Annotated in this window: 7 protein-coding genes, 1 other RNA gene and 1 pseudogene; 6 read left to right on the top strand and 3 right to left on the bottom strand. The window is 36.8% G+C overall.

Annotation, left to right across the window (positions count from 1 at the left end):
- Nucleotides 1–181: 181 nt before the first annotated feature.
- Together H4J73_RS01120 and H4J73_RS01115 are read left to right on the top strand one after the other, a co-directional pair.
- On the top strand, nt 182–4,294 hold the full coding sequence (locus tag H4J73_RS01120; protein ID WP_182223821.1) for a hybrid sensor histidine kinase/response regulator: 4,113 nt from the start codon (nt 182–184) through the stop codon (nt 4,292–4,294).
- A 55-nt stretch (nt 4,295–4,349) separates the two neighbouring features.
- A complete protein-coding gene (locus tag H4J73_RS01115; RefSeq protein ID WP_182179237.1) occupies nt 4,350–4,742 on the top strand; it encodes a response regulator in 393 nt (130 codons plus the stop codon).
- An 862-nt stretch (nt 4,743–5,604) separates the two neighbouring features.
- Here H4J73_RS01115 and H4J73_RS01110 read toward each other — a convergent pair.
- A complete protein-coding gene (locus H4J73_RS01110; protein WP_182169364.1) occupies nt 5,605–5,964 on the bottom strand; it encodes a recombinase family protein in 360 nt (119 codons plus the stop codon).
- Nucleotides 5,965–6,680: 716 nt separating this feature from the next.
- Here H4J73_RS01110 and H4J73_RS01105 point away from each other — a divergent pair.
- Nucleotides 6,681–6,998, top strand: a pseudogene (locus H4J73_RS01105) (integrase core domain-containing protein); the annotation flags it as partial.
- A 248-nt stretch (nt 6,999–7,246) separates the two neighbouring features.
- On the opposite strand, the gene rnpB reads toward H4J73_RS01105, so the two are convergent.
- An RNA gene (gene rnpB, locus H4J73_RS01100) (RNase P RNA component class A) lies at nt 7,247–7,680 on the bottom strand.
- Between the two features lie 80 nt (nt 7,681–7,760).
- Complete coding sequence (gene rsmI, locus H4J73_RS01095; RefSeq protein WP_182179235.1) at nt 7,761–8,609, bottom strand: 16S rRNA (cytidine(1402)-2'-O)-methyltransferase; 849 nt, start codon at nt 8,607–8,609, stop codon at nt 7,761–7,763.
- 76 nt (nt 8,610–8,685) lie between these two features.
- Between rsmI and H4J73_RS01090 the strand changes: the two genes are divergently transcribed.
- From H4J73_RS01090 to H4J73_RS01080, 3 genes are read left to right on the top strand one after another with little or no spacing between them, the layout of a single operon-like run.
- The gene (locus H4J73_RS01090; RefSeq protein ID WP_182179228.1) at nt 8,686–10,563 is read left to right on the top strand and encodes a penicillin-binding protein activator; all 1,878 of its coding nucleotides are present in this window, start codon (nt 8,686–8,688) and stop codon (nt 10,561–10,563) included.
- Complete coding sequence (locus H4J73_RS01085; protein ID WP_182179227.1) at nt 10,532–10,924, top strand: YraN family protein; 393 nt, start codon at nt 10,532–10,534, stop codon at nt 10,922–10,924. The genes H4J73_RS01090 and H4J73_RS01085 overlap by 32 nt, the downstream gene beginning before the upstream one ends.
- Nucleotides 10,925–10,951: 27 nt before the next feature.
- Nucleotides 10,952–11,542: a phosphoheptose isomerase gene (locus H4J73_RS01080; protein ID WP_182179226.1), complete on the top strand. Its 591-nt coding sequence runs from the start codon at nt 10,952–10,954 to the stop codon at nt 11,540–11,542.

Here is an 11,542-nt window from a genome sequence, read left to right as displayed (position 1 = left end):
CATGTGGCGTGATGGTTACATGTGGCGTGATGGTTACATGTGGCGTGATGGTTACATGTGGCGTGATAGCATAAATGATGCTGCTAATATTGATGTTAACGTTTGGGTTGAAGACTAAATTAACCTTACACTTTAAACTTTAATATTTATTTAGAAATAAAATTATGGAACCAATAACTTATTGAATAACATAGTGAGGGTATTTATTAAGCTAATATTAAAATTCAGGTTTTCGCTTAAGTGTGACCTGAATTTATTACTAATTGCCTCACTATTTTTTACTACTCATCTTTACGCTAGCCAAGTTTTAGCAAACAATAACAATATTCGTTTTCAAAAATATTCCCTAAAACAAGGTTTATCTCAACAAGCTGTCTTTTCTATTCTACAAGACCGTCAAGGTTTTATGTGGTTTGCTACTCAGGAAGGTTTAAACCGTTTTGATGGTTATCAATTTCGCGTTTTTAGTCATGAAGCCAACGATAGTAATTCCTTATCTCATGACGCTATTTACACTATGTTTGAGGATCATAATGGTTTATTGTGGTTAGGTACTGATGGCGGTGGTTTAAATCGTTTTGACCCTATATCAGAGACATTTGAACATTTTAGTAAAAAATCTCATAACCTCAGTAGCGATAGAATTAATGTGATTTTTGAAGATAAAGATCACATTCTTTGGATAGGTACAGACGGTGGCGGATTAAATAGGTTTGATCCAACAACTGAAGTATTTCAATCCTTTTTACATGATACAAACAGCAAAGTAACGCTAAATCATAATAATGTTCGTTCTATTCACCAAGGCAAGCAAGGACAATTGTGGTTAGGTACAGATAAAGGCATAAATATATTTGATATTAATACACTGACTTTTACCAATTTTACATTAAAAGATAATATCTCAATAAAGCTGCATGATTACAGTATTAGAAGCTTATTCGTTGATGAACAACAAAGAGTATGGATAGGCACCTATCGCAATGGTTTAATCACCATTGATCAGCAAAATAATGTTACTCAGTATAAGTCTCAAAATGAAGATAAAACAAGCGTGTGTGCTAATACCATACATGATATTTTTCAGGACAATATTGATAATATTTGGCTGGCAACCGACAATGGCCTATGTCTTTGGCAACCCGCAAGTGATAATTTTACGCAATTTCGTCACGATGTTAAAGACTTATACAGCCTAGGTGATAACCGCACAAGAACATTATATCAAGACAATGGTGGTGTACTTTGGCTTGGTACCTTTGGAGGAATAAATAAATGGAGCCCCTCTGACTTTTCTCATTACCGTCAAACCCCCAACAATAAGAATAGCCTATCGAGTAACATCATTACGGCATTTAGTGAGCGTAACAATGGTGATGTTTGGGTAGGCAGTTATGATGGCCTTAATTTATTTAATCCACAAAAAAATACTTTTACCAGATTTAAAGTTGATGAGAGCGCTGCTTCAAGTTTGAGTGACAACCGTATTATGTCTCTTCACAGCGATGCTGATGACTCGCTATGGATTGGCACCCGTGGTAAAGGCCTTGACCACTATAATCCTAAAACAAACTTATTTACTCACTACACCCACAACGAGAAAGAAATAACGAGTTTAAGTGCAAATGGCGTCACTGACATATATCAAGATAATCAAGGGGTATTATGGGTAGCAACATATACCAGTGGTTTAAACCGCTTTGAACCAGCAACAAAAACTTTCAAACACTTTCGTCATGATGTCAACGATGATAAAAGTCTCAGTACCGACCGAATTTTGTCTATACATCAGGGTAAAAATAATACTTTATGGTTAGGAACAGAGGGTGGAGGTTTAAACCTATTTGATCCTAAAACAGAAACTGTCACTCAATATCTTCATAATAGTAAAGACCCTGATAGTTTAAGTAATAATGTTGCTTGGTCAATACTAGAAGATCCCCAAGGCGATTTATGGGTAGGTACATGGGGAGGTGGTTTGAATCGTTGGGCTGCTGCAGATCGAAAAACAGGTAAGGTGCGCTTTAAACACTATGGAAAGAAACAAGGATTACTCAGTAATGTGATTTACGGTATTGTTGCAGATGGTCAAGGTTTTATATGGCTAAGCACTAACCGTGGTTTAACTCGATTAGACCCACAAACAGAACAACTGAAACAATATGATGTTTCTCATGGCTTACAAGAGAATGAGTTTAATCATAACGCAGCAATGAATAGTCGCCATGGGCAGCTATTTTTTGGTGGTTCTAATGGCTTTAACATGTTTACTCCTGCTGAAATTAAAGAGAATAACAATCAACTGCCCGTATTGTTAACCGGTTTATTGAAAATTAATAAAAAAACCAAATTTGGAGATGCTGTAGCAGGGCTTAACAATATAATATTTGATTACAAAGACTACGTAATAGCGTTTGAATTTGCAGGTTTAGATTACACCGCACCAGAAAAAAACAACTATAAATATAAATTAGAAGGCTTTGACCAAAACTGGATCGAAATAGGTAAAGTTCATCGAACTACGTTTACCAACCTCCCTGCGGGCGATTATATTTTTCGGGTAAAAGGCGCTAATAATGATGGTATTTGGAGCGAAAAATCCTTAGCACTGAATATCAAAGTGACACCTGCACCGTGGGAGTCATGGTGGGCTTATAGCTTATACATACTGTTTGTCATTATGATCTTCTTTTTCTATATTCGTGCCTATAAAACCAAATTACACCAAAAAGCTGAATATAGTCGACATTTAGAAAAACAAGTTATACTAAGAACAACTGAACTCACCACCGCTAATCATGCACTTGAAATATCCCAAAAAGCAGCACAGGCAGGAAATCGTGCCAAGGGAGCTTTTATTTCCACCATGAGCCACGAATTACGGACGCCAATGACCTCAATTTTAGGATTTGCCGAAAGCATTTTACAAGATCCTATTGAACCTGAGGAAGAGCATAGAAGGATCAATAAAATCATCAGCAATGGTAATTACTTACTGCAACTAATGAACAATGTTTTAGATATTTCTAAAATTGAAGTTAATTGTTTAGATTTAGAAAATATTGCGGTATCGCCTGTAGAAATAATGCAAGAGTTGGAAGAACTCATTGGGCAACGAGCAACTGAAAAAAAACTGAATTTAACCATTAATTACCTACTACCTATTCCTGGCGTAATCCAAAGTGATCCGACAAGATTAAAGCAAATATTACTTAATTTATGTGGTAACGCGATAAAATTTACTGAAAAAGGTGGGATCACAATAAATATTTCCGCCGATCAGCAGACTAATTTGTTATCTTTCTCTGTTGTTGATACCGGAATAGGTATACCTGAGAATAAGATAGCGTCAGTTTTTGAAGAGTTTACCCAAGTTGACTCATCTACCACTCGTAAGTTTGGTGGTACTGGTTTAGGTTTAAGTATTTCTAAGGAGTTAACCCAAGCGATGGGCGGAGAAATGCACCTCACTAGCCAGGAAGGTATTGGCAGTCAATTTTCATTTAGTATTGGTATGGGAGCGGTTCAAGTGCTGCAATGGCTGAACGAACACTCAGCTATTGATAAAATAAAACATAAGCATAATGCCAAAGAATATAAAATTCCCACGCTTACAGGGAATATTTTATTGGCTGAAGATTGGCCTGATAACCAAGAGTTGATCCGCCTGTATGTTGAACGTACTGGCGCTAAAGTGACCTTAGTAGAAAATGGTCAATTAGCGGTAGAAGTGGCACTGAGTAATGACTTTGATATGGTCTTAATGGATGTACAAATGCCAGAAGTTGATGGTATTGAAGCAACTAAAATACTACGTGCTACTGGATTTTCTAAGCCAATAATCGCATTAACAGCAAATATTTCTAATAACGATATTGAACTTTACCTAAAATCTGGTTTTAGTGGGCATTTAAAAAAACCGATAGAAATCCAGACTTTTTATCAAACCTTAGCAAACATATTACCTACCGCATCAATAGATCTTGAACCGTCAGTAGCAAAAAATATTAAGCAGGTAGAACAACAACAAGTTTTAATCAATACTTTCATTGAAGGCTTGCCAACAATATTAGCTGAAATTCAACAGATGGCAGAAGAAAAAAATTGGTTAAAACTACAAAACTTGTTACATAATTTAAAAGGTTTAGGGGGATCTTTTGGCTTTCCTGAAGTTAGTCAGCAAGCAGATATACTTTATCAATCTTTGCTAACGAAGAAATATAGCCTCATTATTATCCAATTAGATACATTACAGCAAATAACAACTAAAATAACTGATGAAATTAATTTATAATTACCTAGTAAATTCCCGTTAAGCTTTTCCACATATATTCCAAAAAAGAGGTCATATGCCTGATAGAAAATTAAACATCTTGGTTGCCGATGATGAACCTTTGATGTTGAGCCTACTGAGTGAATATTTAACAACTTATGGTAATCATAATGTGATACAAGCATGTAATGGAAAAAAAGCCTTGCAGTTATTTAATACGAATAAAGGTAATATAGATGTTACTTTTCTTGATATTGAAATGCCATATATTAATGGTTTAAAAGTGCTACAAGCCATTCATAGCATCGAACCTTCAGCTTATGTAGTAATTATTAGTGGTTTGGGCAATTTACATAATGTGAAAACAGCGATTTCCGCTGGCGTTAACGGTTTTATTGTCAAACCCTATACTTATGAAAAAGTTGCTGAAGCACTAAATAATTATCTTCATGCTTACTGTACAGAATAATAATATCATCAGTTTTACAATTTACATGAGAGCCAAGTCAGGATTAGCCATTATCTAACTCTCAACTCATATCGAACTTCAGCAGACCAGTGAATTTATCTGAAAGGCGTTTTAGATAAACTACTCATTTTTCATAGTAGACAATAATATTGATGGCTGAAAATCCAAAAAAACGACCTGGAATACGATACCAACCGATTTGACTGGAAAGGAATTCAATGAATTTTTCTTACATATTTCTGACTATGAAGTTGTTACACCTGAAGAGGAAACTGCTGAACCTATCATTACAGATATTAAGTATGGCAGTGTCATTAGGTTCATTCACGAACACACAGGAGATAAAAAAGTACAATTTAATATTTGGTGAACTTATTACGCATGGCTATAATATTGATAAATATGCATTTAAATGGTTATATTCAATTATATCCACCTCTTCCTTCATTGTTTTATCATTAATAATTTACACGAATCATATGGTAGATAAAGCCATTATTTTTAGTATCCCTTTAAAACAAATTGCATTAGTTGTTTTCTTATTATTGTTAACGTTTAACTCTTTATTTTTTGTTACTTAAACTTGGGTAAAATCCGTGCATTTGCGTATGCTAAGAGATTAATAGCTGCTTGTGACCGAATAAACTAAATAAAATGTATTGTGTCATGATGAAGTTTTTCATACCAAATCATCACATACATTTAGCACTATCGCCTTTGGGGCAGAAGATAGTTAACTTAACTGCCCGTGTACGCTATTGCTAAAAATTTTATTCATTGTTGTATGACCACTTAGTCGGATCCAATGCCACTAACTCAGGCATTTAACATAGCCTTTATTGTCTCTATAAATCTTATAAACCTAATTCCTAAAACAACCAATCATATCGGCAATTTCTTGTTTAGTTAAATTAGTATTTTCATCATCAACGAGTTCAACAATACGTTTACGGTCTTTATCAGGGATCTGGCGAGGTTTGCCAAACTTAACACCTTTTGCTCTTACTCGCTCAAGTCCTTTCTGAACTCGCTCATTGATAATGTCTTTCTCAAATTCAGCCAATGCACCTAACATGCTAAACATAAGTTTTCCGTTACTGCTTGAAGTATCAACTGCTTGATTAAGAACATTAAGAGTAGCACCTTTCGCTTCAATCATATCAACCAACTTGTGCAAGTCAGTTAATGATCTTGCAAGACGGTCTAACTTTGTAATGACAATACTATCCCCTTACCTTAAATAATCAATTGCACTATGTAACTATAGACGATCACTTTTAACGCTACTCAGTTTTTCCTTAAATATTTTCTCATAACCTTTAAGTTATTCTAGTTGATTATCTAAGTTTTGATTTTGAGTTGAACAGCGAGCATAAGCAATTTTAATACTGTACCTTTATCCCCAGGAGTTAGATTACAAACTTAAAATTAGGATAAAGGTTACACTTAATCGAGGTGATCATGCAAAAATACGGTTGGTAAAACACTGTAACCTAAACTGTAGTATTGATTACAGTGCTAGAGGTTGCCAGTTAGGAGACTAAGCAATCAATCTACCTATTCAAATAATCTGATATAATGTAAGAGTAAAAATGGTGAAACTGTTTAGGGCGCTAATGCCACATTTGAGGCATTTGTGAATAGACATCACTAGTGTAATTTCTAGACATAAAATGAGATTGAGAGGTTTTATTTAATATTCACTATTGCCACAAAGCTGTCTAAATTTACGAGTAAAAACACCCCTGTTTATGTTCACTTTGATACGAAGCCAGACATTTCTTGTCTGCCAGCTAAGAAGCGCAGTTCCCAATTTCGGTCACTGGCTTTTTGGTTTTCTAAGCTGCAATATTGACCGTAAAGTGCGGATTAGAGACGTTCTAGCTAGCTTTTTTCTGATTCTATAATTAATCTATACAAGTGACAAATATCACTTAACACTCAGACCGAGGAACGCATTACACCAGCCGAAAGTTTAGGCAACGACTGTGGCGTTATCAAATCACACAAAGCATCAGCCGCCGCGGAAATTGTTGGGATAATGCCACAATGGAACGATATTTTAGAAGTTTAAAAACGCAATGGATACCTTTGATAGGGTATAAGAATTTTAATGAAGCCAAACAAGCAATCATTAATTACATCATGGATTATTACAATAAGACCCGGCCACATACGTATAACGGTGGAATAAGCCCAAATGAATCAGAAAGAAGAGATGAGTTAAGCTACAACACTGTGGCCAATATTACATGACCACTTCAGTTAAGTAAGTTTATGGGGGGAGCAATGACCTGTTACTCAAACCCATCTTTAAAAGATTTTCTTAAATCTAGAAATAAACACTAGGTTATCTTAATCATTACATAATATTTCAAGTTGATATTAATAACCTTTAACGCCAGCGTTATCACCATGTAGCTAACCGTGTAAAATTTCTTGAGCTTAAGCTGATATAAGTACAAAAAAAGCCCCTACATTACTGCAGAGGCTTTTTCTTGAATTAGTCGAGTTGACCGTATAAGCCGGGTTTTGTATCTCTTTCGAAAAAGAGTGACAATCATTCGTCTAGGCCTTAAATCGCTCTAAGGCTCAAGCAACCTACCCGGTTTCCACGCGAACCACGCTTATACTATTTAAACTTACGCTCGAACAGTCATGAAACCCTATTTGGTCTTGCTCCGGGTGGAGTTTACCCTGCAATTACTGTTACCAGCAATCCGGTGCGCTCTTACCGCACCCTTTCAGCCTTACCTGTGAAGTTCCTAAGAACAACCATCGGCGGTCTTCTCTCTGCTGCACTTGTCGTCGGCTCACGCCGCCCAGGCGTTACCTGGCACCCTGCTCATTGGAGCCCGGACTTTCCTCCCCTCTATCTATATATCTTCAGTTTGCACATCTGATACTTTGATAAAGCAGCGATTGTCTGGTCAACTCGCCGCGCATTTTACCTGAATTTTTACCGATAGCCAATTGATAATATATTTAGTTTACGTTGTTTAATTCATGTATCGTGAATTACTTCAGCGAGAGTACTATTTCATATAACGCATTTTTCTTCACGCCATAAATTTCAGCGGTAATGGCACAGGCTTTCTTAGGTTTCATTTCTTCTAACAATAACTTAAGTGTGTCAATAGCCTTTGCAGGAATTGCGTTTGTGTCTATTTTATTACCTTCAATAATTAAAACCATTTCACCTTTTAATTGATTGGGATCTTCTTTTAACCACGCTAATAAGTTACACGCTGTATCTGAGTGAATGGTCTCAAACGTTTTAGTTAACTCACGAGAAATAACAACATGGCGTTCACCCCCTAACACTTTTACAATGTCTTCAACGGTATCAATCGCTCGACGTGGTGCATCATAGAAAACCATAGTGCGTGGTTCTTCTAGTAAGTTCGCTAACGTTGCTTGTCTAGCGCCTGATTTTGAAGGAAGAAAACCTTCAAATGAAAAGCGGTCTGTGGGTAAACCCGCAACTGAAAGCGCAGCTATTGCTGCACAAGCACCAGGTATAGGAGAAACAGGTAAATTAAGTTGGCGGCAATGACGCACCAAGTGAAAGCCAGGATCACTGATCAATGGCGTACCGGCATCTGAAACCAGCGCAATGCTTTTCCCTTCTTGTAAAAGTGTTGCAACATAATCTTGGCGTTGGCGTTCATTGTGGTCATGCAATGATAATGTTTTATTTTTTATAGAATACGTCGATAATAATCTTTGAGTATGGCGAGTATCTTCACAGGCAATAATATCCACATGCGTTAACACATCAAGTGCGCGTTGACTGATGTCGGTTAAATTCCCGATCGGTGTGGCGACAATGTAAAGCGTGCCTGATTCTACAAATACTGACGACATAATGAATACTTAAGTTGAGACTGATGAAGATGAAGTTTATTATAAAGCTAACTAATAAAGTACGGATTTATCACTGGTGAGCCAAACTAATTTTTTGTTTTCAAATAAAAGCACTTTTTATCGCATAACTTCTCTTTGTTTTGTGGTTTTACTAACCGCTACATTGACGACGAGTTGTAGTACATCGAAAAAAGCAACCACCAAACAAGTAGCAGATGCTCCATTTAAAAAATCTCTGGAAACTTCTGATGATAAAATAACGGCACAACAACTCCTGTTGTCTGCACAAACACAAGCATCAGATCAAGCGATCGCTACGTTAACCCAAGCAAGTGAAAAGCTTATAAATGAAGGTAGTTTTGAACAAGCGTTATGGTTATCACAGCAACTTGTTCAATTAACACAAAGCGAAGCACTTAAATATCGCTTAGCGTTAGTCAGTGCAAATGGTTTCCTTAAAATAAGCGAAGTGGCATTAGCTTTTAAGCAGCTAGAAATTGCTGAACAATTTTCAGCAAAAAATGGCATTATGCATCACGAAGACTACTACAACTTGTTTGCTGAGGTTCAAAAACGTCGAGCCCTAGAAATTAGCTCGATCAATGCGAAGCTGCATTGGTTTGCTATTAGCCCTAGCACCAATAACAATGATATTCATTCACTATGGCAAGCATTGAGTGTGCTGTCTACTTGGCAACTCGACCAATTATCGGACTTAAACCCACCTCATATTGAAGGTTGGCAGCAGCTGTTAACTTATGCACATAAATTTGGTGGTGACATTGACCGTTTTGATCGTTACTTAACCCAGTGGCAACGAGACTTTTCAGCCCACCCTGCGCAAGCCATCATCAAAAGCTTAAGGGCTGGCAAATTAGCCACTAAGCAAGTTATTCAAAATATCGCTATTATTTTACCTTTGTCAGGTAAACAAGCAGTTGCAGGAAAAGCAGCCCAACAAGGTATTCTAGCGGCTTATAATAATATACCTTATAAAAACTTAAGCTTTATTGATACTGATACGCTCGATTGGTCGCTCTTAAATGAACGGCTCATCACCTTAGATAGCCATTTTGTTATCGGTCCATTGCTTAAAGAAAATGTTGACAAGTATCTCGCTCTGCATGAAATATTAATCCCCAGTTTATTACTGAACACCCCTGAAAATGTATCACTTAATACTGAACAATTTATACTGTCAATGCGCCCAGAAGACGAAGCTTTCCAAGCAGCAACCACACTAAGCCGTAAAAATTATCGTGCGCCGGTGCTACTAAGTCATCGAGATACGGCCAGTCAGAGAATTGCTCAAGCATTTACCCAACAGTGGCAACTTCTCAATGGTTATTTACCTGAAGTCGTTTATTTCGAAAAAGGTAAAAAAATGCAAGAGCAATTAAAGGCAAGTTTAGAAGTTGATCTAAGCCAAGCTCGCATTAAAGATTTGAAAATTAGATTAAAACAAAGCATAGATACAGAATCAAGAAACCGCAGAGATATAGATATGTTTTACTTAGTGGGGTCTCCTGCACAAACTAAATTACTGAAACCCTATATTGATGTAAATACTAGCCCTTTTGCTAAAATCATCCCTGTGTATGCAAGCTCTCGAAGCCATAGTAGTAAACAGGACTCAAGTCAGCATAACGACCTTCGCAACCTTATATTTACTGAAATGCCTTGGCTTTTAAGTAGCCAGCAACAAAATGCTCAGCTAGCTCAGTTGAGTAAAACCCTTTGGCCAAGTCGTAGTGACTCGTTACAACGAATATTTGCCATGGGTTACGACAGCTTATATTTAGTTGATAAACTACCATTAATGAAACAAAAACCTTATATTCGTCATTACGGTCAAACAGGTATCTTAAAATTAAATAGTAATAATACACTAACTCGAAGTTTATTATGGGGTATTTATCAAAATGGTAACGTCTCTGAAATATCCATGGACTAAAAAGGTTACCACCCGAGAAACGGGTAATATAACTGAAAAGGTTGCCGCTAATTATCTTGTGGAACAAGGATTGATTATCCAAGAAAAAAACCTCTATAGCCGCGCGGGTGAAATTGATATAATCATGAAAGATGGCAACACTATCGTCTTTATAGAGGTGAAATATCGTGCTTCGGCACTATTTGGTGGAGCGATTTCAGCGATTTCGGAAAAAAAACAGCAAAAAATTAGAAAAACAGCCGCATTTTACCTGCAACAATGTGGCTTAAACGAATATAATACCTCTTGTCGATTTGATGTTATTGCTTTACAAGGTAATATAAACAATCTCGATATTACCTGGCTAAAAAATGCCTTTTAGAGACAATAAACGGAGCGAGTTTCATTTATGTTAGAACGGATCAAAAGTAACTTTACCGAAAGTATCCAAACCAAAATTGCCGCCAGCGAGTTATTAGCTGGCCCTATTGAGCATGCGGGTATGATAATGGTGCAAAGCCTATTAGCAGGTAATAAAATACTAGCTTGTGGTAACGGTGGCTCAGCGGGTGATGCACAACACTTTTCAGCCGAGTTATTAAACCGTTATGAAACTGAGCGTCCACCATTGCCAGCAATAGCTTTAACAACAGATACCTCGACCATTACTTCAATTGGGAATGATTATTCCTTTGATGAGATATTTTCTAAGCAAGTAAGAGCACTTGGGAATAATGGCGACGTTCTTCTCGCAATTTCAACCAGTGGTAATTCTCGTAATGTGGTAAAAGCCATTGAAGCTGCAGTATCACGCGACATCCCAATTATTGCACTTACCGGTGGCGATGGTGGAGATATCGCGGGTTTACTGGGTGATAACGATGTAGAAATACGCGTTCCATCATCTCGTACAGCACGAATTCAAGAAGTTCATTTAGTAGTGATACACTGTTTGTGCGATATTATTGATACCACGTTATTTCCGCAAGATGTGAGTTAA

This window comes from Colwellia sp. MB3u-41 (assembly GCF_014076845.1).
In the GTDB taxonomy this organism is placed as follows: Bacteria; Pseudomonadota; Gammaproteobacteria; order Enterobacterales; family Alteromonadaceae; genus Colwellia_A.
The sequence above is the reverse complement of the archived record's forward strand: the minus strand, read 5'-3'. Positions and strand labels throughout refer to the sequence as shown.

What these genes read in the sequence shown, in the direction of transcription:
- H4J73_RS01080 (WP_182179226.1), top strand. Translation starts at nt 10,952, where the DNA reads ATGTTAGAACGGATCAAAAGTAACTTTACCGAAAGTATCCAAACCAAA.
- rsmI (WP_182179235.1), bottom strand. Translation starts at nt 8,609, where the DNA reads ATGTCGTCAGTATTTGTAGAATCAGGCACGCTTTACATTGTCGCCACA.
- H4J73_RS01085 (WP_182179227.1), top strand. Translation starts at nt 10,532, where the DNA reads ATGGTAACGTCTCTGAAATATCCATGGACTAAAAAGGTTACCACCCGA.
- H4J73_RS01115 (WP_182179237.1), top strand. Translation starts at nt 4,350, where the DNA reads ATGCCTGATAGAAAATTAAACATCTTGGTTGCCGATGATGAACCTTTG.